Below are 24,625 nucleotides of genomic sequence, written 5' to 3' on the forward strand. Positions count from 1 at the left end.
GCTTTAGCAGCATAAAAGTAGGTAAATACATGTTAACCTTTCCTGATTTTTTTCAACATCAAATAAAAGCATGGCTTAAAACCTTATTTTTACGTGAAAAACAAGAATGACCGTTAGCAAAGAGCAGAAAATAGTTGTGTTTACCGAGCTGAAAGATTCGGATCAGGGCCTGATCGTTCATGGATTAAAACTGGCTTCTATTTTCAAAAAAGAGCTTTGTTTACTCTATAACTACCGCCCCAAACAAAAAAAGCAGCACGATGAGTTTAAGCAAAAATTGCAGAATTATGCAGCCATTGTAAAACAGGAAGTAGCGAAACAGAAAGTTTCAACACTTTTGTTATCCGAGAGTCAAACGCAGCTACCCGATCTGCTTGCTGAAGATTATGAAGCGATAATCGTGGTAGTAAATTCGCTGAATTTTAAAGACTATTCAACCGCGCTTGCAGAGACTTCAATTCCATTTTTGTTTGTTCACCCCGAGTCGAAAATTATAGATTACAACCACCTGCTACAACCCATTGACCTGCGCAAAGAAATAAGCGACAGTTCGCTGTGGTGCTCGTATTTTGGCCGGTTTAATGCTGCCCAAATTGTTACCATTTCGGCAAACGACAAAACCCGGGAAGCCAAACAAAATGTATTAAAGAATACAGAACTGACGCGTAAATTGTACGAAAAATTCAAGATCGTACATAAACGTTTTAGAGGAAGCAGATCGAGTTTACGCAATGTTTTTGAAGCACTTGAGCTGGCCCTTGCTTCCGATTGTAACTTGCTGGTAATTTTGGGAAGCTCGAATATTACCCCGCTTGACTTGCTGATTGGATTGCCCGAAAGAAAGGTGATCAAAGCGGCAGGTAAACTTCCGGTAATGGTTATCAATCCACGCAAAGACAACTATATTTTGTGTGACTGAGCTTAGTTAGCAGTCGCAGTTTCCAGTCTCAGATTACAGTTCTTCAGCGAACAGTTTAACAATTTAACCGTTTTTCAATTTATCAATTGACGAAGCTTTTATTACTTTCGCAAACAAACATTTCAGAATGAAAAAAACGCTACTCTTACTACTGATATTTATGGGGTTTTTAGCCCACGCTCAGGAATTTAAATACCAGCTATTATTTGAAGGCATTGGCGATAACCGCGAGTTTTCGCCGCCTTATGCCTACCCGCAAACCATAATGGGAAGCCGCGGTGCCTTTGAGGTAGGTGTTGATATCGACAACCATCAGTTGCGCGGAGGATTAAGCCACTTGCTGGAATTTGGCAGCGATTTGGATGCGCAAAAAACAAAACTGACTTTGTATTACCAGTTTAAAGATCAAAACAAATTGTTTGCATTTGGAGCCTTTCCGCGCCGCGATAAAATTGATTTTCCGCTGGCCATGCTAACGGATACTTTACAATATTATCAACCCAATATCGAAGGTCTGTATGGAAAAATTAGCTGGGACTGGGGCCATCAGAATGGTTTTGTTGACTGGGTTGGCCGCCAAACCGAAACTCAACGCGAGCAGTTTATGGCCGGATTTTCTGGCGAGATCTTTTTTAAAAACCTGTTTTTACAGAATTACCTGTTGATGTTTCACAATGCCCACACACTGCACAACGATCCGCCATTACATATTGAAGATTATATGGGATTTGCCCTTCAGGCAGGAATCCGCACTCCTGAAACCATTGCTGTTCAGGGAGATTTAAAAATGGGAATGCTTACATCGCAATATCGCGAGCGAAATGTTACCGATGGTTACGAAACAGCCACCAGCTTTTTTGCCGAAGCCAATATGCGTTATAAAAACCTTGGAGTAAAATCGGTGATGAGTTTGGGTGCCGGACATAAATTTGCTTATGGCGATCCGTATTACCGGGCAAAAAACTATTCGCGTACCGACCTAATCTGGTATTTTATCAATCACGAAAAGATAAAAGGAAAATTCAACGTGTCGATGCATTTTGTTGACTGGGATACACTTGATCAACAGCAGCAACTTTCCATTATATACATTTTTGGCAATTAACTTACACAAGGAATTCGCAGACTTGATTTTACTGTTCCCCCTTAATTGTAAAAAAGAAGGTACTTCCTTTTCCGGGTGCGCTTTCAACCCAAATGTCGCCGTTATAGTTGGTTATAAAATCTTTACATAAAGAAAGTCCGAGCCCAACCCCTATCTCGCCGTTTGTGCCTTCTGCAACGTTTATATTCATGTCATCACTAAAAATTGCGGCTGCATAGTCGGGCTGCATTCCAACACCAAAATCTTTTACCGAGAACTGTACTGTATTCTTCGCTGTTTGAACCGCATTTATAATTATACTGCTTTCTTTATTGCTAAATTTTATGGCATTCATCAACAGGTTTCGCAAAATAAGCATAATCATGTTCCTGTCGAAGTATATTGCCAGCTCCTGATTCTCAAGCTTATTTTCAACTTTTATTTGTTTTTTCAATGCCGTTGACGAAACTTCAACCATAACATTTGAAAAGATTTCGGCTATGTTTAAACGCTCCGGTTTAAATTCAATTTTTTTGTCCTGGCTTCTGGCCCAGTGCAGCAAACTTTTCAGCAAATCAAAAGCATTGTGCGACGATTCGTGTATATGCTTTATTATCTCCATTCTGTTTTCCTCATCCATGCTTTGGTGCCCTTCTTTTAACACATCCGAGAAACCTAAAATTGCATTAAACGGGTTTATAAGATCATGGGCAATTATGGAGAAAAGTTTGTCTTTTGTAGCATTCGCCGTGGTTAGCTCAGTATTTAATTGAGAGAGGTTTGCTGCCACTTCAGCAATTTTATTTGCCTGTGTTTCAATTTGCTGTTTTTGCTGATTTAGTAAGGTGTTTTTTTCGTGGAGTTTCTCTTTCTGAAGCTCAAGCAAACGGTTTTTATCGTTTAGTACCTTGGTTCTGTTTTGCACTAATTCTTCCAGTTTGTGTTTTTCAGCCTTAAGCATAGCCACTCGATACCTGAAAATTACAATCACCAGAAAAACAAGAAATATAATTACGCCTGAAATAAACCACCAGGAAAACCACCATGGCGGTTGAATTTCCACTTTCACCGATGCTCCCTCGTTATTCCATACACCGTCGTTATTTTCCGCTATAACCCTAAACACATAATTTCCATGTGGCAGGTAATTGTATGTTACATCAGGATGATTGGTTTCAATCCAATCATCTTCAAGACCCTCAAGTTTGTACTTAAATTTATTTTTTACGTTATCCACGTAGTTGGTCGATGAAAATTCAAAACCAATGGTGTTTTGGTTGTGTTTCAGATTTATTTCATCGATGAACAAGGGGCTCTTTTCCAGCATTTCATTTTCTCCAAACTTGTCCACTTTCTTATGCTGAAGGAAAATTCCACTGATATATACATCGGGCACCTCTGTATTTAGTATCAGTTTCTCCGGATCAAAAGCGGCGATTCCTTCATCTCCTCCAAAAAACAGCACATTATCTGCATTTTTGGCACTACACCCCGGTTTAAATCTACCGGGAGGAAGTCCGTCCGCTTCATCAAGGTTGGTGATTAATTTTTCGGTATCAGGATTAAAACCAGTTACTCCGGTAACTGAACCCACCCATAAATTTCCTTTTCTGTCTTCTTCTACAGAACAAATATTCTGAACCGGAAACCCGGGATCGATCAGATAAAAATCGTCAGCTTCCGGGTTGTATTTGCACAATCCCGAGAATGTACCAATCCAGATACGCTTTTTTGAATCTTCGAACAAACAATTGATGTAATCGTTGGGAATTGTATTGGAATTTTCCGCTTCATAATAATAGACTGTAAATTTCTGTGCCCCTTTTTTCAAAACACTAATTCCACTGGGTGTTGCTACCCACAGATTTTCATCCGAATCAAGCAAAAGCTGGAATGGCCAGTCACTCGACAGTCCGTTTTTTCTAACGTTGTAATTATAGAATTTTTGCTCCTTATAATTAAAATAATCAATTCCCTTTCCATGCGTTATCACCCAGAAATTACCATCGGCATCTTCCTGTAGTCCCCTGATGTCGTTATTCGAAATTGACAATGAATCAGACGGATCGTTCATATAAGTGATAAAATTGTCGTTCTCCGGGTCGCAGCACTGCAGGCCTCCGAGGTTGGTACCCACCCACATTCTGTTTTTACTGTCGTTGTATAAACACAGAACGGCTCCCAGCCCCAGGCTGTTGGCATAATTCAGGTTGGAATGATAAACCCTGTGCTGTTTATTCTTAAAATCAAAAACATCAACACCATCATTTCCATTTCCAATCCAGCACATGTTATTCGCATCGAAAGCGATCACAGAAATATTATTATTGATCGTATGCCAGAAATTCGCCCGGTTTTCATCATAAACGCTTATCCCCTTCGCCGGATATCTTAGTCCTACACCGCTGAGCGCATTTACCGTCCAGTAATTTCCCTGTTTGTCCTGAAGTATCTGAGAAGGAAATTCTTCAATCAGTTCTCCTGAACTATTAAGGCTTTCTATTCTCACAAAAGTATCGGATGTTTTATCATACTTTCGCAATCCACCTAAATCGCAAACCCAAACATTTTTTTGATTGTCGATATAGGCCGACAACACATAATCAGAATAGGTATTATCTGTTCCATAACGCTTTATTTCAAGGGTTTTGGTGTTTAAAACATTAATACCGCCTTCATAGGTCGCTATCCACAGTTTCGAAGTTCGATCGTAAGAAATATCGTGAATACTGTTGTTACTTATACTTCTGCTATCTGTTTTTTCGGCAACAAAACTTTTACTTGTCCCATCCGTGGTGTTAAAATAAATCAAACCCCGGTTTTCTGAAGCAATCCAGATGTTATTGTTTTCGTCGAAAAGAAAGTCTGTAATCCTGAGTTCAGGGTTGTGGTATATAATTTTGTGTGTATTTTGCTGCTGATCGATACTGTAAATTGATCTTTCTACTGCTATATAAATCGTGTTCTTTTGATCCTGGTTTATAACCGAAATTTGATGAAACTCATCATCCTCCAATTCAAATCCATTCAGAATTCGGTTAAAGTTATCCAGGTACGGATTGTAAGTACAGACTCCCCTCATTGATATCACCCAAAGCAAACCTGACTGATCGATAAACAGTTTCTGAATACGGTTATCGTATAAACTGGTACTATCAGTTCCTCCCGATAAATAGCTGGTTAAATTGTTTCCTTTAAGGCAATACAATCCGTCGTTGGTTCCAATCCAGATAAAACCATTATCATCCTGCACAATACATGTACTGTTTTTGCTCTTAAATTCTTTATCCGGAATCGGATCTGCAAATATCAGGTCGATGTTTTCGGCAAACGAAACCACAGAAATAATGATTGTACAAAACAGAAGGAGAATTTTAGCCCAATATTTTTTCTTAATCAGTTTTATCATATAAACCCCACTCTTAGCAATGTAAAAGTTAGCTGGTTTCGGCTTCTTTGTTGAAAGTCCCCTTCAAACATCCCGGTAATTTTTATCCCTTCCCGATTGAATAAAAATTTACCATCGATGTACACACAGGTCGAACACAAAAATATTCCATTTTTTAAAAGTCAGGAGGCTAAAACGGATGATATTGCCTTCAAAAAAGATTAAAAATTGGTGTTAGAGTCTAATCCAAAACGACTATTTATTTATTTCACAATCTCCATTTCATCCAGTAAATAACCCGCTCCGGCGAACTTATCGATAATAAAAAGAGCATACCGAATGTCGATTGAAATATTACGGCAGCGCTCCGGGTCGTACATGATGTCGCTCATGGTTCCTTCCCAGCAACGATCGAAGTTCACTCCGATCAACTCGCCATTACCATTTACAACAGGGCTGCCCGAGTTACCACCGGTGGTATGATTTGAGGCTGTAAAACAAACCGGCACATCGCCGTTTACTTCATACTGGCCAAAGTCTTTTGTCTGATAAAGCTCTTTTAAACGATCCGGTACATCGTAGTCGTAAATCTCCGGATTGTCTTTTTCCATTATCCCGGTCAGCGTTGTATAGTATTTGTATTTCACGCCGTCTTTTGGCTCGTAACCTTCCACTTGTCCGTAGGCAACACGCAAGGTAAGGTTGGCATCCGGATAAAAGGCCTGTCCCTTTTTCATTTCCATCAATCCGGCCATGTACACTTTCATGTTGTCGTCGATTGATTTGCTGATCTTCCGCACCTCGGGAATGATATCCTTTTCGTAAATAAAGTTCAGTTGATTGTACATCGCAATCAACGGATCCTTGCGCAATTTCAACAATTGTTTTTCCGATCCGTTTTTCAGCAGGTCTTCCAGCTTTTCGCGATCGGTTAATATCGATTTCTGATAAACTTTTTTAATTAGTTTCTCCCGGTCGTTCTGCTTAATTGTTTCCACCACTTCGGCAGGTAAAAACGAGGCGTCGAGGCCATTAATCAGCTCGGGCATAAGTGCCGCAAACAAATCTTCGTCGGTTGGCTGGTTAAAATCCTTATAAAATCCGGGAAGCCCGTTAAGCATAGCCGAACGAATACTTTCGGCTCTTTCACCCTGGTCGTTCTCAATATTATTAATGATAGAATTGACGGTGCGCGCCTGCTTAAACACCTCTACTCCGCTCATTACGATTTCGCGGTAGTAATCGTATGCTTTTATGTAGGTTGCATAGTCGGTGTACAGCTCTTCAAATGCATTAAAAACCGGTTCGTATGTGTTATCCCAGGTGTTGTTGTGCTGTGCCCATTTTTTGAATTCTTCTTCGTAAGCCAGCTTTTTATTTACGGCATCGAGGCGTTTTAAACCTTTAATTTCGCCCTGCCATTTTTTCCACGAATTGCTTATCGACTGATATTTTGCCGCGTACTGAATACGAATTTTCGGATCCGATTCCATATCGCCGCCAATAATATCAAGCTTTATGTCGCGCAACATTATGCGGTCCGGATCGCGTTGGTTCATGGTTACATCAACCGCCTGGTGTGGCCAGTATTGCATGGTGGTTCCGGGGTTACCAAAAACCATTGTAAAATCGCCGGGCTGGATACCTTTCATCGAAACCGGGAACGATTTTTTGGGTTTAAACGGCACATTATCGGGCGAGTACTCTGCCGGTTCGTTGTTTTCATCGGCATAAATACGGAACAACGAAAAGTCGCCGGTATGGCGCGGCCACGTCCAGTTGTCGGTATCGCCACCAAACTTGCCAATGGCCGATGGTGGTGCACCTACCAAACGCACATCTTTATAAACTTTGTACACGTAAAGGAAATACTGGTTGCCATAAAAAAGCGGCTTTACCGACGCGGTAAATTTCCCGTCGTTGCGGGCTTCTTTAATAATACGATCGGTATTTTCATTTATCTTTTTGTCTGCTGCTTCGCCTTCCAGGTTTTCGGTTCCGGCCAGAACTTTGTCCGTTACATCTTCCATATACTCAAGAAAACTTACCGTTAATCGTTCGTTGGGCAGTTCTTCGTCGCGGCTCATGGCCCAAAAACCGTTGGTAAGGTAATCGTGTTCCACCGTACTGTGCGACTGAATCTGGCGGTATCCGCAGTGATGGTTGGTAATCAGCAAGCCTTCATCCGATATCAGTTCTCCGGTACATCCGCCGCCAAAAATTACTACGGCATCTTTCATGCTCGAGTGGTTTACATCGTAAATATCGTTGGCAGTTAATTTAAAACCCATTTCCTGCATTTCTGCCAGGTTGTATTTTTCCAGCAGAATAGGAATCCACATTCCTTCTTTCGCCGAAAGTTGAAACAGACTTAAACCAAGTATTACAAGCAAAAAACTCTTCTTTATCATTCTTAAAAAATTTTAAAGCGCTAAAGAGAATAAAACCGCAGAAATAAAACAATGATTAATTACATTTTGACCGATGGATTTTTATGAACTTTTCATGGGCAATCCTGTTTGCATAAAGAACCAAAATACCTGCACAATTTATAGAATTTTATAAATTTGTACTACAAGCAACAGACGCTACCTATGATTGACTTTATACCGAGTATCAGCAGTATTCAACTAATAACCGCCTTTACTGCAATCGGAACATGTATCCTTTTATGGAAATTCAGAAAAGCCACTGAGGTGCGCTTCCTTATTTTACTGGAAGTTTTTGTTGCTATCTGGGCTTTTAGTTACGCACTGGAGTTTGGTACTCCCCTGTTGGAAGAAAAAGTTTTCTACTCGCAAATGTCCTATTTAGGCATCGCATTTATCCCGGTTTCGTACTTCTTTTTTACCACCGCTTTTAGTCAGAAATTTCGTTTGGTAAATAAACGTAATATTCTTTTCACGCTGATTGTTCCGATAATTACGCTGTTTCTGGTATTTACCAACGAAAAACACGGACTGATATGGAAAAATTACACTCTAAACAGCAGCACCAACATACTGCATTACCAACATGGTATTTGGTTTTGGATTTTCGACATCTATACTTTTACGCTAATCGCATGGGGGATTTTTAACCTGATTAGTTCGATTTCGACTTTTACCAGTTTTTACAAAAAACAAATTCGCTTATTAATCATTGCCTCGCTTATTCCGGTAATGGCTAACCTGATGTACATTTTTAACATCAATCCGGTTCCGGGATTTGACTGGACTACCGTTTCGTTTGTTTTAACCGGTCTGATCATTGTGTTTGGCATATTCCGATACAAAATATTTGAGCTGATTCCGCTTGCCCGACAGAAACTGCTTGACACCATGAATGAAGGTGTTTTGGTAATAAATACAAATGGGGTAATAGAGGAAGCGAATCCGGCCCTGATAAATACGTTTAGCCTCGATGCAACAACGACCATTCATTCCAACGTTTTTGATACACTTGAGAAATTTCCGAATATTATTGAGTTGCTTCAGTCGGCCGACGACAGTTTTACCGACTTTGAACTTCAAAACAACAAACAAACCGACTATTACCAGATCAGGGTTTCAACACTTTACGACCAGCTGGGAAAACTTAGCGGAAAACTGATGGTTTTAAGCGATGTTTCGTCGATACGCCGAACAAAAAATCAGCTTACCAAAAAGAACGACCTGCTAAAGGAACAAAACAAACGTAACGAGAAACTGATCGACGACCTGGATGCCTATGCCCATACGCTTGCTCACGATCTGAAAAATTCGTTAGGCGTGATCTATTCATCAAGCGACATTATTCTGGAAGCGATTGAAGAGGGTGATATGGATACGATTAAGGAATTTTCGGCGGTAATAAAAGAATCGTCGTCGAAAACCATAAGCGTAACCAACGAGCTGCTTAAAATGGCCACTGCAGGGCACGAAGATGTTGAAATCGCACCGATTGAAATGCAGCAGGTTTATGCGGCGGCTATGGCGCAAATTACAGATATTGTTAGCGATTACAAGGCTACAATTGAAGTAGAAAACGGCTGGATAAATGCGCAGGCCTACGCACCGTGGATTGAGGAAATTTGGATAAACCTGTTATCGAATGCCATGAAATACGGTGGCGTTCCGCCACAAATTAAAGTGGGTTGCGAGCTTAGCGGAAACGGGATGGTGAAATATTGGGTGAAAGACAATGGCGATGGTATTCCGAAAGATCAGCACATAAACGTATTCCGGAAACATACGCGTTTGCAACCCGATAAAGCCGGCGGCTACGGACTTGGGCTATCGATTGTAAAACGTATTATCGAAAAGCTGGGTGGTAAAGTAGGTGTTGAAAGTAGCGGCGAAAAAGGCGGAGGCTCGCTGTTCTATTTTAAACTTCCGGTTGTACGGGTTGAAGCACTTAACGAGGTGCGTTAAAAAACCGGCCCACCCCAAAAAGGGCAGGCCTGAAAACCTCACAAATATCTGCCCACAGGCATTATAGTTTTATTTATTCCGTGTCGTCGTTATTTTCGTCGGCACTGTTATTACTCTGGCTTTGTTTCGCAGCTGCATTGGCTTCGGCAATGTATTGCGACACTTCGGCCACTACCTCGTCGATACCACGTGGGTCTTGCATGGCCTGCATTGTATTCAGAATATTTTGCAATAGTTCGAGCGTTGTTTTCAGCGCTTTAAAAGCCTCGGCGTCGCGTAGGGTATCGTCGCTCGAGCGTTCAGCACTGCGTTGTGCCGATGCCGTTACATATGCCTGGTTATCGTTATACAGCTCGGTAACCCAATCAGCAGTATGAGTAGTTGCCAGGTGCGGGGCGTTTTCAGGTTTGCGCAGGTCGGCCAGCAAACTCTCAGTAGCCGCAGTTTGTTTATCACGAGCGAGATAATACAGCTCCAGGTTGTTTTTTTCAAATTCGGGCCAAAGTGCTTCGCAGGCACTACGATACGCTTCGTTTTGTCGGCGCAACCCTGCTTTAATTGTGTCGCGCAACGAACGAAATGTATTATCCCTTCGTAAATCGGCTGCTGTAACAGTTTGGGTAAGCGGAGTTTTTCTGGAGCTTCCAATAGCCTGAAGAGCTGTTTCAATCTGTGGCTGAATACGGTTAAGCAGTGAAATAACCATTGCATTTTCAGGGAGTTTTGCAGTTAAAAGAGCTACAATTTTTTGAACCAACGCAGTTAAAGCTGCAAGTGTGAAATAGGAGAAAATAATTTTTTTCATGATTAAATATTTTATTGGTGATTAAAATTAGAAATACAAGTTAAGGTCATTTGTTCAAAAAGTCAATAGCTAACATAAATTTATCCAGAAGGATTCGCTAAAGTTTCCACCGCTTTAAATCTGCTAGAACGGCGAAAAACCTTTTTGTTTCTGTTCTCCGGTTTTTCGGAGTTCTGAATTGGAAGCTAATTTTTGGCTCCGGTTTTTCGGAAATAAAAACTGGAGCTTGTTTTTCATCTCCGATTTTTCGGAAGTATAAATCAGCGCCTTTTATTGCCCTCCGGTTTTTCGGAAATCTGAATTGGAAACTAATTTTTATCTCCGGTTTTTCGGAAACAAAAACTAGAGCTTGTTTTTGGTCTCCGGTTTTTCGGAGGTATAAACCAAAGCCGATTTTTGCCTTCCGGTTTTCCGGAGAAACAAATTACCGGTTATTTTAATCATATAATTTATGATGAATTGATTTCCTGTGTTTGTTACCTGAAACATAAAAAATATGTTTAGTTTTAACACCCTAAAACCGGTATTCGTGATGACGCGCCACGAAATAGCCACAATAAAAAGCATTTACAATTTTGAATATTATACGCCTAACTCTGCTCGTGCCGATTTGCAATTGGTGTGCAATTCGATTGAATTGAAATGAGCTTGCAGTCCTGTGTCCGGGGTATGGGTTATCTGCGCCGGCGGTACAAAAATGAACCATTAATAATTAATTATAGCGAATAAATTTTTACATCATGAAAAAACCATTGTTACTAACCATTTTAACCTTTGTTTCACTGTTAACCCTACAGGCTCAAAACGTAGATAAGGAAAAGATCAGTTATACCTATTTGCGTAACCCCATTGAGAAATTGGATGCTTCAATAAAAAAATATAACGTTGAGGTTGATATTTTATGGATACAACACGAACAAGATAAGCTGGCCGAATATGAAATGGAGTTGGCCAAGGCAGAAGAAGAGTACCAGGCAGAGATGGAAACCTACAACAACAAATCGCTGGGAAAAGTATTGGCAGAACGTGCATTGATTGGAGAAGGTAAAAAACCGGAAAAACGTCATGTTAAAAAGCCTGAAACATTAGCTATTCCTGAGCTTAGCATTTTAGAGTCGAAAATCGCGTTAGATGGGTATGATAAAGGAAATGACGATGCGGTTTTAATAAAAGTAACCTATAAAGAAATTGCCTGCAGCGCACCTATTGATGCCCCCAAAGAGAAGAACGGAGAGAACTATAAGTTACGTAAAGTTAAGGTTCAGCAGCCTGTTGAAGTATCGCTTATCACTTCTGATGGAAACGTTCTGTTTACTGAAGTCATAAAAAAGTCGAATTACGAACATGAAATTCTGGCTCCGCAAGGAATTAAAGATTCGGAATGGGATAAATATGTTGAAAATACCTGGCCAGCTTATTTTAATTCGCAACTAAGTGCTTATCTGGAGAGTTTGGCTACGGAAGTGAATGAGCTAATCAATTACAAGTTTGGTTACTCGAATGTAAAGCGCTATACCGAGCTTTACAAAGGTGACGGCAAAAAATATTCTTATGATACACACCTGTTAACCTTAAGAAAAGCTCAGCGTTCCTACGAAGGGCTACTCACCGATAGTCAGGAATCAGTTAACCAACTGAAAGAGTCGATAGCAGAATGGAGTGAGGAATTAAAAGGCGCAGATCAATCGGATAAAAAAGCCCGGATAAACAGCGAGGTCGAACAAGCCTTATTGATCAACATTATTGAAGCGTATATAATGACAGGGAATTATAATGAAGCTACTGATATTTGCGACAAAATTGAGCTAATGCCCGATGCAAAGAAAAAGTATTTAAAGGATGTAGAAAATCTGAGGGATTTTATAAAAGATGAGAAATTAAGAAATAGCTAAACTACACCAGACTTTGTATAAGTAGTGGCAGGTTTTATAATCTGCCATTACTTATACAATTGTTATTTTTACTAAAGTTAACCTTCGGCACAATTCAGGACAACAACAATACTCCGAAAATTATTTAGTTGATTTAATTCTTGCTGCAAATTGAGCTGCGGCTATTTCCAGGTATTCACCCGCATTTTTTATTGAATCTTCAACATCGGCAGCTTGCTCCATCATTTCAGCCAGATAATCGATTTTATGCGCTTTTATTTGTTGTTCGTTTAACTCACTTAAGCCGCAAAAAACAGCCAGTTGCTGGTTGGTTCTTGAATCGAGAACGCCTTTAATTACTTTCCCCGAAAATGTCTGTTCATCAAATTTGCCTTCGCCGGTAACAATCCACTCGGCATCTTTTACCTGCTCATCAAAATCAGCAATTGCTTTTATGAGCTCGGTTCCCGATTTTAATTCGGCATTCAGAAACAACACACAACCTGCTCCCAGTCCACCGGCAGCACCAGCCCCGGCAATGTTTTGCAGGATTTTACCAAATTGTGTTTCTACTTTTTTATTAAAATTTCTCAGACCGGCATCCAGCTCTTCCACTACCCGCTTCGATGCTCCTTTTTGCGGCGCGTAAATATGTGCGGCACCATTTGGCCCATATAAGGGATTATCCACATCGCAGGCCACTTCAAATTTTATATTTCGCAACTCCGCGTTTACCATCGAAGTATCGATGCGCGCCAGCTGGTTTAAATCCTTTCCTTTCCCCTCCAGCAGAATGTCTTTGGCATCAAAAAAACGAAACCCGAGCGCACTGGCCATTCCCATTCCGGCATCGTTGGTTGAGCTGCCGCCAATTCCTAAAAGAATATGTTGGGCACCACGTTTTACGGCATCCAGTATCAATTCACCGGTTCCGTATGTTGAGGTTTCCAGCGGATTCATCTCATCGTTTTCCAGTAAGCGAATTCCTGACGCTTCGGCCATTTCAATAAAAGCCAGCTTTTCTTTTTCGGCATACAAATAATTGGCTTTTATGGGGCGTAGTAAGGGATCGTGCACCTCTGCAGAAATCAACTTCCCACCGGTATAAAATTTCAGGGCATCAACTGTTCCGTCTCCTCCATCGGCAAGCGGCAGTTTTACTATCGTCACATTTTCGATGTGCTTTTTTATGCCACGTTCAACGGCATCGCAAAATTCAATTCCGGTTAACGATCCTTTAAACTTGTCGGGTGCGATTACAATCTTCTTCATTTCCTGATTAATGGTTGATCCCATACAACTTATTGCTGTTAGTTTGCTTACTACAAAACTTATTACCACTAAGAACACAAAGACACAAAGTTGAATCATGTCCATCTTGTGCAAGCTTTGGATCTCTGTAGGTTTTCCTGCGAAATTAATTCGCTTTTTTACTTCTGGATTTTCAGTCCAAAGGTCTTAAGTTCTCTAAAATAAGAATATTTATCAGGAATTGGCAGATAACAAAAAACGGGAAGCCCAAATTGGCCTCCCGCTTTAATTAAATATATAATCAGAAATCGTATCAATTGTATCCCCACTAAACTTTTGGTAATTGCCAGTTTTTATTGTAATTCAACTTCATCAGATCGTTGGCTGCTGCCTCGTTAAACAACTGCGTATCATTATTCCAGTGAATACGCTGCCCCACGCGATAAGCCATGTTTCCCATCTCGGAAACGATAGCCGTTTTTGCGCCAACTTCAACCGGAGCATTTAAGGTGCCGCCTTTTCGGATACACGACAGCAGGTTTTGCACGTGCTCATCCAAACCATCGCCGTAATTTTTCTGGGCCTTAGCTTCAAAGAAAGGACCTTTTAATTCCAGGCTGTGATCGGGTAATATTTCGTAACCGCTTCGTGTAACCACCAAAGTTCCTTTTTGCCCGACAAAAGCAATACCGTGTGCTTTTTGGTACGGTCCGATTCCCGGATTTAAACCACATTCCCAAATCATGGTATGCTTTGGGTATTGATAAATGGCCTGCTGAATGTCGGGTGTTTCAATGGCTCCCGGCTGGTGGTAAAAAATACCGCCACCCGGAGAAATCGACTCGGGCATACCGGCATCCATGGCGTACAATGCAAAATCGAGCAGGTGAACGCCCCAATCAGTCATTGCACCACCTGCATAATCCCACCACCAACGGAAATTATAATGAAAACGATTCATATTAAACGGACGTTTTGGAGCTGGTCCCAGCCACATATCATAATCGACATAATCCGGTGCTGCAGAATCTTCCATTACCGGATACGCCGTATCGTAACCTTTATAAATCCAGGCTTTTACCAGGTGAACTTCACCCAGCATTCCTGACTTTACAATCTCAGACGCTTCAAACCAATGTTTTGAGCTGCGTTGCCACATGCCTACCTGGCAATAAAGTTCAGGGTGTTTTGCCTGGGCAGCCACCATTGCATTACACTCTTCAATGCTATGCCCCATTGGTTTTTCCACGTACACGTGTTTTCCCGCATCCAGCGCCATCATCATCATTAAAGCGTGCCAGTGGTCGGGTGTACCTATAATTACCGCATGTACATCTTTGTTGTCCAGCACATCTCTGAAATCGGCGTAAGTGAGTGGCCGTTTTCCCGTCATTTTTTCAACTTCGGCAGCTTTATCCTCCAATACTCTACTGTCAACATCGCAAAGCGCCACACAGGCTACATTATTTTCCTTGCGCAAAAAACTACGGAGGTTGTTAAATCCCATCGAACGACAACCGATGAGCGCCACATTAACCTGCTCGGCAGGTGATGCACAAGCGTTTAAAAGCCCCGGTGCAACACCAACTGCTGCTGTGGCGATAGCCGATTGTTTTATAAAATTTCTTCGATCAGTCATTGTATTAAAATCTTATGTATTCTGTTTTTACAATCGTTTTATTCATTAATCACTTTTGAAATTCTTTTTGCATTCATTTTGCCGGAATAAACAATAAGCGAATATTTTAAAATCAAAGGTTCGGTAGTTGACAACGCAACCGTTTCAGAGCCCGGCCAGGCGATATTTTGCATGCTGTTCTTTTCTCGTAAGATCAGATTCTGCGGATAACCGGGATTTTCCTTATTATCAAGGATTACAATACCGGCCTGTGAATTTCCTTTTCCCAGCGATCCTGATATGTTAACAAATCCGTGCGACTCAACTGCAGTTTCCATAGGTTTTATATTGCCATTTTTTCCAGAGAACTGAACATCGTCGGGTAAAATCATTCTAACAGAAAAACCACCGTAACCTTTTTCATCTTCGGAGCCTCCAAGTCTTAAATTCTCTTCCAGTGCCAGCAGGCTGATTTCAAAATCAATTCTTCGGTATTTTAGCGCGCTTTTGTGTATGTGAATGGAAACGTTCTCCTGAATATAGGGCTTTGGTTTGCCATTCTTTTTCCACTTGTCGGACGACCAAAGCACCTCACTTTTTAGCCACACCGTTTCATCGGGTTCTTTCACAAATTCGATCTCCGTAACTTCCTGGTCAAAATCCTTTATTTCCCACGGATCGCCAATACGTTCATCGCCAATCCAAACCTGGTGCCAGGCCCAGAAAACGCCGCGATGATGTAAATGATCGGCAGGAAAATCTTCGGTAAGCACCTTGCCGTTAAGTCCCCAAAGCGGGTGAATATAGTTGCAACGCTCGTAAGCGCCATCTTTGTTCAGCGGATGCATCCGGTAAAACAAAACGTTTGAAGAACCATCAACGATTTTAATTCCATCCTGCTGCTTTTTCATGGTTAATTGTCCCCAAACCAATCCGTTGGTTAGCAGAACCAGGAGTAGCGATATTACAAAAGATCTTTTCATGAAAGATCCTCCTTTTCTATTATCGTTGTCTTTGTTTTTACATCATCGTGGGTATATTCAACTTCCAGAATTTCAACATTACTCAGTTGGTTAGAGATGATGGCTTTATCGTTCTCCGGCAGGATGAGCCAAATATTGGCAATAAAGGCCCCCATGGTTGCGGAATCGGCTTTTACCGAAACAGTTCGTTTGCCTTTAACAGGAAGACCGGTGGCCGGACTGATGATCTTTCGGGTTTTCATTCCTTCGCCATCGTCGCGAATGTAAACGGTTCCGGTTGTATAAACGCTTTGCCCCGATACCTCAAAAACATGTGCAAATTCGTTTGGCTGCTGCTGATTCCGGATTCCCAAAGGCCAGTCTGTTCCGGCCGGATGGTTTCCGAGTGCCAACACCACATCTTCCTCAAAACTGATTATGGCATTTTTAACACCCAGATCGAGTAACAGAGGTTTAACCAAATCAAGTGCAAATCCTTTTTCAATGGCACCAAAATCCAACTCAACACCATCCTCTTTAAAACGAAGTCGTTTGTTATCAAGGTCGAGTTCTATTTTATCAAAACCACAATTTTGTCGTGCCTCCTCCAGTTCGTTTTTTTCAACATTTTCCTTTTCAACCCAAAGCGATTGCACCGGAAACATCGTTACATCGAAAGCGCCCTGACTCATTTGGTTAAAATCGTCTGCAATAGTCAGAATTTCCCACAACTCGGCAGGAACTTCTATCCAAACGTCTTTTCCGGTTTGATTGAGCTCATGGATATCAGACAATAAACTGAAACGGCTGATCGTACTTTCCAGCTGTTCAATATCGGCTTTAATCTGTTGAAATATGTTTTTTGCGGTACCGGCCTCAAGGTTTGGCAGCACTACGTCGCAATGACTGCCAAAGGCCAGAAAAGTATCACTAAAAATAGTAGGTTCCGTCATTCTCTTAGTTTTATGGTTCCAGTAGAGCACTAAATTAAAAAAGTAAGTGATATTTACAGGCCTTCGCGCCTACAAATACAAACCCATGGTTAATTTATACTCCTTCTTTTTAAAAAAACGGAAACAAAAAAAGGCAGGGAAATCCCCGCCTTTTCAATATTGTTGTATTTCTATAGTTTTGGCTCCCAATTTTTATCGTACTCTCTGCCCCACAATTTCATGGCGTCGCGGTCGTACATAATTCCGGTTTTATCGCAAATATCAAAACCGTGTCCGATTCGGTATGCAACATTTGAGTAATGCACCATTGTCTGGCTAATTGCGCCTTCCATAATGTGTGAATTCAGTTTGCCCACACCACGAATTGCGCTAAACCAGTTTTGAACGTGAGCGGTTGACGTATCGCCACCACCACCAAGTGCGGTACCGGCTTCCTGCGAACCTGTTACGCTGTCTTTTACAACTTTTCCGTTACGATCGTACACAATATATTTTCCACGGTCGACAAAAACAGTTCCTTCGCTACCGTAAATAATTGTTCCGCGGCCTCCCAAACCATACGTATCCTGACCGGAGCGGCTACGGCCGTCCCATTTAATTACTTTGTCTCCTCCGAAAAGGAAAGTTGCATCCATGGTATCGTACATTTCCCAGCCATCCTCGAAGAAATGACGTTTACCGGCTTCAACATGCACATTGTTTGGTAAACCTACCTGCAGTGCCCAACGCGCTACATCCAGCTCGTGAGTTGCATTGTTTCCGGTTTCTCCGGTTCCGTAATTCCAACCGTACCAGTGCCAGTTGTAATCCCATGTTTCTTCGGTATAGTCGCGGTGAATTGCAGGTCCCTGCCAGATTTCCCAGTCAAGGCCGGCAGGTACTGCAGCTTTTTTCTGCACAGGCACCTCACCTCTGTTGTTGATATAAAAGGCCACTGCCCGATAAGGCACACCAATAATTCCGTTATGAATTTCTTTTATAATCTCGATGGTATGCTCCGACGAACGTTGCTGATTACCCATTTGAACAACCTTGTTGTATTTCTCGGCGGCTTTAACGATCATCTCATTTTCGGCCATGTTATGGCTGCATGGTTTCTCCACATAAACATGTTTTCCGGCCTGCATAGCCATTACCGAACCCGGAGTATGCCAGTGGTCGGGAGTGGCATTGATAATACAATCCACATCCTTGTCATCGAGAATTTTTCGGAAATCGTTCTCAAGTTTAGGTTTGTAATCAATGTGTTTTGCAAACCTCTCGGCAGCACGATTACGCTGATGCTCCATTACATCGCACAGGTATTTTAGCTCAACGTTGCTTTCCTTTTCAGCAATTGGCTCGTAGTAAGCACCCAAACGGCGGCCCAGCCCCATAATGGCGACATTTAGCTTGTCGTTGGCACCTAAAATTTTACTGTAACTCTTTGCCGACATACCCATGGCAGTTCCGCCAACTGCAACACCGGCTGCACCTGCCGACACCTTTTTTAAAAAATCTCTTCTGTTAGTCATTGGTTATAAATTTCTTATTTTTAAACTTCTAAAGTGAACAGTATCGTTGTGATCCTGCAATAAAACAGGCCCCTTTTCAGCCATTCCAAAACCTTCAAACCCGGCATATTTACTGCGTGCCACAAGCGCTTTATAAATATTACTGCCACGCGTGTATTCCACAACTTTTCTTCCGTTTAACCAATGTTGCACTTTTCCGTCTGGGAAAACCACAATCCGACCACGATTCCATTCGTTAGGTCCATTTGAAAAACGTCTTTCTTTGCTTGATGGAATGAGATCGTACAACGATGACATGGTGCGGTTACCTACAACTCCTTGTTTGGCATCAGGATGCTTTTCATCGTCCAGAATCTGATATTCCAAACCGATACCCGGGCCGTTGTTGCCAATTCCGTATTTAACACCACTGTTTGCTCCTTCGGTGTACATAAAATCAAACTTGAACTCAAATGGCCCAAACTCCTCTTTTGTAATAATATCGCCACCTCTTTTACCAGGATCATTTTGACTTGACAATACCGATAAAATTCCATCTTTTACCTGCCAGCCTTTCTCCGGGAATTCACCTGTTTTTGCACTTTTCCAATTGTTGGTTGACTCACCATCAAAAAGCAACCTAAAACCTTGTTTTCTTTCCAGTTCGCTCAAATCGTTAGCCACTAAATTTTCAACATGAATGTCGGTATAGATTGCCGGTTCCAAGTTATCAGTTTTTATGCGGATATTGCGCCATTTAATTTGCTCACCTTCTTTTTCCTTGTTGTTGCCAATTCCATGTACCTGAAGAGCAATAAAACCTTCAGCGGTCATATCGTCGAATACATGAGCAACCGGAATATCATTTAACCATGTACGAATTGAGTTTCCGATACATTCGATGCGGTACTTATTCCACTGCCCCATTTTCAAGGCTTTTCGCGCTTCGGGATTAAGGTCGAGCGGGTACAGCCAGCCGCGTCTTGCTTCATCGTAGATACCGCCGCTCCAGGCTCTTTCCGACGGGTCAACCTCGCACTGGTAGCCATGTACGCGTCCGTTGTTGTATTCGGGCACACTTAAGCTTCTGAACTGAATACCCGAATTCATATTAGGCTCAACCAGCAATTCAACTTCAAAAACAAAATCGCTGTAATTTTTTTCGGTACACAAAAAGGAATTTGGTGTTCCGGCAACCGTTGTTCCAACAATTACCCCATCAACCACGTCGTATTTTGCTTCACCATTACGTTGTATCCACCCATCAAGGTTTTCACCATTAAAAAGGTTTACCCAGCCATCCTGGGCATTTACATTTGTTACTAAACTTAAAGAGATAGTAAGAAATAAGATTGAAATAAAGTTTTTCACTGTATTAGATTTACGTTTTAATTGGTTTATTTTCGACCGTGTACGAACACGGCACCAACAAAATTAATCAAATTTTGGATTTTGCAAGGAAATAATGGTAGAATTCAAAAATAAATTTGAAGGAATAAAAAAGCCCCGGCAAACTAATGCCGGGGCCGATTATTTAGTGCTTCTCTATTCTATTCCTAACTGGTCGAAAATAAATGCATATTCCAATGCCGTTTCTTTTATCCACTCGAAGCGGCCGGATGCCCCTCCATGGCCGTATTCCATATTAATATGGAAGAGTAGCGGATTATCGTCGGTTTTTAACTCGCGCAATTTGGCTACCCACTTGGCGGGCTCCCAATACTGTACCTGCGAATCGTGCAGTCCGGTTGTAACCAGCAATGCCGGGTAATCTTTCGCTTCCACATTATCGTATGGCGAATAGGAAAGCATGTAATGATAATACTTTTCGATTTTTGGATTTCCCCATTCGTCAAATTCGCTCGTGGTAAGCGGAATACTCTCGTCGAGCATTGTAGTTACCACATCAACAAAAGGTACGGCTGCGATTACTCCTTTATACAAGTCGGGGCGAAGATTGATGCAGGCGCCCATTAAAAGTCCGCCGGCACTTCCGCCCATCGCAAATAATTTTTCTGAGTTGGTGTATCCGTCGTCGATCAGGAATTGCGCACAGTCGTTAAAATCGGTAAATGTGTTCATCTTTTTCAAGAGTTTACCGTCTTCGTACCACTGGCGACCATTGATCTGGCTTCCGCGAATGTGTGCAATTGCATACACAAAACCACGATCGAGCAAAGGCAAACGAGCTAACGAAAAGCCTGGATTGTAAGTAATTCCGTATGAACCATAACCGTACAACAAAGTAGGATTATCGCCATTCTTTTCCATTCCTTTTTTGTAAACGATCGATATAGGAATTTTTGTTCCGTCGCTGGCAGTTGCATAAATACGCTTGGTTTCGTAATCGTCTTTGTTAAAACCACCCAACACTTCATCCTGTTTCAATAAGATGCGTTCCTTTGTTTTCAGATTGTAATCAAAAATTGAATTAGGCGTAGTTAGCGAGGTATAGCTAAAACGGAAAACTTCGGTATCAAAATCGAGGTTTACATTCGGATTAACCGTATATACCTCTTCATCAAAATCGATGTAATATTCACCACCATTCCACGAAATAACGCGAAGTTGATTTATACCCTCTATACGTTCGGTAACAACCAGGTAATCTTTTAAAATTTCAAAATTATCGAAGAAAACATCGCTGCGATGTGGAATCACTTCCGTCCAGTTTTCTTTCTCGGTAGCTGTTACCGGAGTTTTCATTAAACGGAAGTTTAATGCATCAAGGTTGGTACGAATATAAAAGTCGTTACCAAAATGATCAACCGAATATTCCAATCCTCTTACACGGGGCTGAATGATCTTAAATTCACCCTCCGGATTATTGGCATCCAGAAACCGATATTCTGAAGTCAGTGTACTTTCACTTCCAATGATCAGATATTCTTGCGACTTGGTTTTAAAGATAAACACTGAGAATGTTTCATCGTCTTCATAAAACACTTCAACATCATCTTCAACCGGTGTTCCCACTACGTGCTTCATAATTTTTTCTGAGCGCAGCGTAACATCGTCTTTCAAAGTATAATACACCGTTTTATTGTCGTTGGCCCAAACTGCACTTCCTGTGGTTAAAGGAATGGCATCTTCCAGTATTTCGCCGGTTTCCAGGTTTTTAAAATGAATGGTGTATTTTCTGCGGCTAACGGTATCAACACCATATGCTATTAGTTTGTTATCGGGGCTTACCGACAGGCCGCCAAGCATAAAGAAATCCTGACCTTCTGCCAACACATTTTCGTCGAGCATAACTTCTTCTTCGGCATCGAGACTTCCCTTTTTCCGGCAATTTACATCGTATTCTTTACCGGGTAGTTGTTTGTAGTAATAGTAGTACCCATTCTTTTTGTACGGAACCGACTTATTTTCCGGCTTAATTTTCGATTTAATCTCCTCAAACAACTTTTCCTGAAGCGGTTCGGTATGTTTCATCACAGCATCTTTGTAGGCATTTTCTGCCTCCAAATGTGCGATCACTTCAGGATTTTCGCGCTCGTTCATCCAGTAATAATTATCAACGCGCGTATGACCATGTATCGTAAGTTCTTTCATTATCTTTTTTGCAACAGGTGGCTCTATCTTCTCTTTCGAAGTACATGCCACTAAAAATAATCCCCAAATAAAACTCAAATAAATTAACTTCTTCATGCTTTTGGTAATTAGTTGATATTCTTAATATTTTTTTCAGGAAGTTTTGAAATTACATTTAAACAACCAGCTTTCAAAATGAAAGTTCATTCTATTATGATCAATCTTATAACCCCAATCAGGCGTTTTACTTATTTCTGAAATTTATCTTCTGAATATTTTTCGAAATTTCAATCCGGTTATAAATCGATTCGATAACCTGATCATACAATTTATCTTTTAAAATGTAATCCTCAATATCCACATCGATGTTCGGATTATCATTCACTTCAACCACATAAACCTTATCGTTTACCAGCTTCAGGTCAACACCATACAATCCGTCGCCAATTAAAGCTGCTGCTTTTAAAGCTGTTTTTACCACTTCTTCAGGCACATCTTCGATGTTTACTGTTTCCGAATCGCCCGAATACTCTTCAGCTTCTCCGGTCCAGTTGTAAATTTGCCAGTGCCCTTTCGACATGTAATATTTGCAGGCAAAAAGCGGCCGGTTATCAAGTATCCCGATTCTCCAGTCGAATTCAGAATAAAGAAACTCCTGGCATACGATCATATCCGATTTTTTGAACAGCTGGTTAATGGCATCAAAAGCTTCTTCCTTATTTTCCACTTTTGTTATTCCCAACGAAAATGCACTGTCGGGTTGTTTTAGCACGAGCGGAAAATTCATATCGTCAAGGTCTTTCTTTTCAAAAATGTTTTTGGTGAAAACAACCGTTTGCGGAGTTAGTATTTTGTGTTTTCTGAAAATCTCGTTCTGAAATATTTTATTGGAGCAACGAAGTATCGACCACGGATCGTCAATAACCACCAACCCTTCGGCGTAGGCCATACGTGAAAATTCATAGGTATGGTCGTTTACATTTGTGGTTTCGCGGATAAAAAGTGCATCGAATTCGTTTATTCTATCAAAATCGTTTTTGGTTATAAACTCGGCATACAAACCTTTACGGTTGGCCGCCGATTTAAACTTTTGAAGCGCCCGTTTGCACGATGGTGGCGTTTCTTCTTCAGGGTCAACCAAAATGGCAATGTCGTATTTATAATTGATAAGCGTGGTTTTATTAAAACGCCTTTTGCTAAAATATTTACGTGCAAACTCGTAAATAACCTCAATTTCACTTTCGGGTAATTTATTTAGAGTTAGAACTTTTATTCCCTTAATGATCCATTTCTCCTGTTTTACAAATTCAATCTCGAAAAGCGGCGTTTCAAACAGCAGGTAAAGCCGGTTGGCAATTGCGTTAAACCCTTTTGTGGCTGTCTGTCCAAAATAGATTTTCAACTGAAATTTATCGTCTTTTACTTTTTGCAGCGCTTTGTTTATCAATTCATCAATATCGTACGATGTGGAATGGATTACCTTCAGCATTTTAAAATCGCGCAGTGTAACCGAACTGGGAATTACACGGTGCCCGCGAGCCGCTGCCAGCAACGACACATAATAACCGTAACTCTGGTATTTGTAAGAACTGCAGAGATTAAAAACACGTATGTCGGCACTGTTCTGGTAAACCGGGTTGCTAATGTATTCTTTTACCGAAATAACTTTAGCGTTTACATCGGTAAAAGTCCATTTGTGCGGTTGGTTGATTACGATAATATTTGTGGTCTTTTTCCGAACCTCTTCCGCTTCCAAACTCAATTCCATTTTTACAGCATCTTCCCCACTCGCGTAATAATCAGCAATGGTATGCGACTCCTTAAATCCCTTTTTTTTATACCACTCAATCAGCTCGTTGTTTTTCGACTGAACCTCGATCAATATTTTTTGAAAATGATTTTCGATTGCCAGGTTCTTCACATAATTCAACATGAAAGTACCTAAACCGAAATTTCGGTATTCTCCCACCACTGCAATCGAATAAATTCGTAATGCATGTTTATACTTAAACAAAGTGAGTGCCCCGGCGGGAGTTACTTTTTTGCCTTCTTTCAACTCTACAATTAAAACATCCTGAAACGCGCTATCCAGGCTGTGTTTGATACTTTTGCGAGAACTTTTTTGAAACTGCGGAAAAGATTCGTTTTCCAGCTTTTCAAGGAAATTAAAATCACCAGGCTGTGATTTTCTGATATTCAAATCCATTTATTGCGTTATAAATCAAAACTAATTGAAACCTAATTAACACTTCAACCCCGTTAAGTTTTTTGTAGCATTAAATGCTATAACTTATTTTCGGGATCAATAAAATGAATACGCTTTCCTATTTTATTTTATTGACAAGCAAAAATACAA

15 protein-coding genes are annotated in these 24,625 nt (G+C 41.0%); 4 read left to right on the forward strand and 11 right to left on the reverse strand.

Annotated elements, in window-relative coordinates; genetic code table 11:
* Positions 1-106 precede the first annotated feature (106 nt).
* Complete coding sequence (locus tag G4420_RS09710) at positions 107-919, forward strand: hypothetical protein (RefSeq protein WP_163323456.1); 813 nt, start codon at positions 107-109, stop codon at positions 917-919.
* Positions 920-1,046: 127 nt separating this feature from the next.
* Entirely contained in the window at positions 1,047-2,024 is a 978-nt protein-coding gene (locus tag G4420_RS09715) for a hypothetical protein (protein WP_163323457.1), read from the forward strand.
* 28 nt (positions 2,025-2,052) lie between these two features.
* Here the strand turns inward: G4420_RS09715 and G4420_RS09720 are convergent, their stop codons facing one another.
* Positions 2,053-5,412: a sensor histidine kinase gene (locus G4420_RS09720; RefSeq protein ID WP_163323458.1), complete on the reverse strand. Its 3,360-nt coding sequence runs from the start codon at positions 5,410-5,412 to the stop codon at positions 2,053-2,055.
* A gap of 242 nt (positions 5,413-5,654) precedes the next feature.
* Positions 5,655-7,802, reverse strand: coding sequence for a S46 family peptidase (locus G4420_RS09725; protein WP_163323459.1), 2,148 nt, complete (start codon positions 7,800-7,802; stop codon positions 5,655-5,657).
* 183 nt (positions 7,803-7,985) lie between these two features.
* On the opposite strand from G4420_RS09725, the gene G4420_RS09730 reads away from it, so the two are divergent.
* On the forward strand, positions 7,986-9,782 hold the full coding sequence (locus G4420_RS09730; protein ID WP_163323460.1) for a histidine kinase N-terminal 7TM domain-containing protein: 1,797 nt from the start codon (positions 7,986-7,988) through the stop codon (positions 9,780-9,782).
* Between the two features lie 73 nt (positions 9,783-9,855).
* Here the strand turns inward: G4420_RS09730 and G4420_RS09735 are convergent, their stop codons facing one another.
* On the reverse strand, positions 9,856-10,587 hold the full coding sequence (locus G4420_RS09735) for a DUF6261 family protein (protein WP_163323461.1): 732 nt from the start codon (positions 10,585-10,587) through the stop codon (positions 9,856-9,858).
* Between the two features lie 740 nt (positions 10,588-11,327).
* Between G4420_RS09735 and G4420_RS09740 the strand changes: the two genes are divergently transcribed.
* Entirely contained in the window at positions 11,328-12,479 is a 1,152-nt protein-coding gene (locus tag G4420_RS09740; RefSeq protein ID WP_163323462.1) for a hypothetical protein, read from the forward strand.
* A gap of 120 nt (positions 12,480-12,599) precedes the next feature.
* Here the strand turns inward: G4420_RS09740 and G4420_RS09745 are convergent, their stop codons facing one another.
* The 8 genes from G4420_RS09745 to G4420_RS09780 form a co-directional block, all read right to left on the reverse strand.
* Positions 12,600-13,835 carry a glycerate kinase gene (locus tag G4420_RS09745; protein WP_204273649.1) on the reverse strand — a complete coding sequence of 412 codons (1,236 nt, stop codon included), beginning with the start codon at positions 13,833-13,835 and terminating at the stop codon, positions 12,600-12,602.
* Positions 13,836-14,037: 202 nt separating this feature from the next.
* Positions 14,038-15,348: a Gfo/Idh/MocA family protein gene (locus tag G4420_RS09750; protein WP_163323463.1), complete on the reverse strand. Its 1,311-nt coding sequence runs from the start codon at positions 15,346-15,348 to the stop codon at positions 14,038-14,040.
* Between the two features lie 38 nt (positions 15,349-15,386).
* Positions 15,387-16,310, reverse strand: a complete 924-nt coding sequence (locus G4420_RS09755; protein WP_163323464.1) for a DUF6807 domain-containing protein — start codon at positions 16,308-16,310, stop codon at positions 15,387-15,389.
* A complete protein-coding gene (locus G4420_RS09760; protein WP_163323465.1) occupies positions 16,307-17,242 on the reverse strand; it encodes an FAD:protein FMN transferase in 936 nt (311 codons plus the stop codon). The genes G4420_RS09755 and G4420_RS09760 overlap by 4 nt, the downstream gene beginning before the upstream one ends.
* Before the next feature lie 170 nt (positions 17,243-17,412).
* The gene (locus G4420_RS09765; protein WP_163323466.1) at positions 17,413-18,756 is read right to left on the reverse strand and encodes a Gfo/Idh/MocA family protein; all 1,344 of its coding nucleotides are present in this window, start codon (positions 18,754-18,756) and stop codon (positions 17,413-17,415) included.
* 3 nt (positions 18,757-18,759) lie between these two features.
* A complete protein-coding gene (locus G4420_RS09770) occupies positions 18,760-20,106 on the reverse strand; it encodes a 3-keto-disaccharide hydrolase (protein WP_163323467.1) in 1,347 nt (448 codons plus the stop codon).
* Between the two features lie 174 nt (positions 20,107-20,280).
* Positions 20,281-22,386, reverse strand: a complete 2,106-nt coding sequence (locus tag G4420_RS09775) for a S9 family peptidase (RefSeq protein WP_163323468.1) — start codon at positions 22,384-22,386, stop codon at positions 20,281-20,283.
* 127 nt (positions 22,387-22,513) lie between these two features.
* The gene (locus G4420_RS09780; RefSeq protein WP_163323469.1) at positions 22,514-24,475 is read right to left on the reverse strand and encodes a GNAT family N-acetyltransferase; all 1,962 of its coding nucleotides are present in this window, start codon (positions 24,473-24,475) and stop codon (positions 22,514-22,516) included.
* Positions 24,476-24,625 lie beyond the last annotated feature (150 nt).

It is taken from the genome of Draconibacterium mangrovi (genome assembly GCF_010586825.1).
GTDB classification, from domain to species: domain Bacteria; phylum Bacteroidota; class Bacteroidia; order Bacteroidales; family Prolixibacteraceae; genus Draconibacterium; species Draconibacterium mangrovi.

Bases quoted from the DNA above. Each gene is read 5' to 3' on its own strand.
- G4420_RS09710 (WP_163323456.1), top strand. From the start codon at position 107: ATGACCGTTAGCAAAGAGCAGAAAATAGTTGTGTTTACCGAGCTGAAA.
- G4420_RS09715 (WP_163323457.1), top strand. From the start codon at position 1,047: ATGAAAAAAACGCTACTCTTACTACTGATATTTATGGGGTTTTTAGCC.
- G4420_RS09720 (WP_163323458.1), bottom strand. From the start codon at position 5,412: ATGATAAAACTGATTAAGAAAAAATATTGGGCTAAAATTCTCCTTCTG.
- G4420_RS09725 (WP_163323459.1), bottom strand. From the start codon at position 7,802: ATGATAAAGAAGAGTTTTTTGCTTGTAATACTTGGTTTAAGTCTGTTT.
- G4420_RS09730 (WP_163323460.1), top strand. From the start codon at position 7,986: ATGATTGACTTTATACCGAGTATCAGCAGTATTCAACTAATAACCGCC.
- G4420_RS09735 (WP_163323461.1), bottom strand. From the start codon at position 10,587: ATGAAAAAAATTATTTTCTCCTATTTCACACTTGCAGCTTTAACTGCG.
- G4420_RS09740 (WP_163323462.1), top strand. From the start codon at position 11,328: ATGAAAAAACCATTGTTACTAACCATTTTAACCTTTGTTTCACTGTTA.
- G4420_RS09745 (WP_204273649.1), bottom strand. From the start codon at position 13,835: ATGGACATGATTCAACTTTGTGTCTTTGTGTTCTTAGTGGTAATAAGT.
- G4420_RS09750 (WP_163323463.1), bottom strand. From the start codon at position 15,348: ATGACTGATCGAAGAAATTTTATAAAACAATCGGCTATCGCCACAGCA.
- G4420_RS09755 (WP_163323464.1), bottom strand. From the start codon at position 16,310: ATGAAAAGATCTTTTGTAATATCGCTACTCCTGGTTCTGCTAACCAAC.
- G4420_RS09760 (WP_163323465.1), bottom strand. From the start codon at position 17,242: ATGACGGAACCTACTATTTTTAGTGATACTTTTCTGGCCTTTGGCAGT.
- G4420_RS09765 (WP_163323466.1), bottom strand. From the start codon at position 18,756: ATGACTAACAGAAGAGATTTTTTAAAAAAGGTGTCGGCAGGTGCAGCC.
- G4420_RS09775 (WP_163323468.1), bottom strand. From the start codon at position 22,386: ATGAAGAAGTTAATTTATTTGAGTTTTATTTGGGGATTATTTTTAGTG.
- G4420_RS09780 (WP_163323469.1), bottom strand. From the start codon at position 24,475: ATGGATTTGAATATCAGAAAATCACAGCCTGGTGATTTTAATTTCCTT.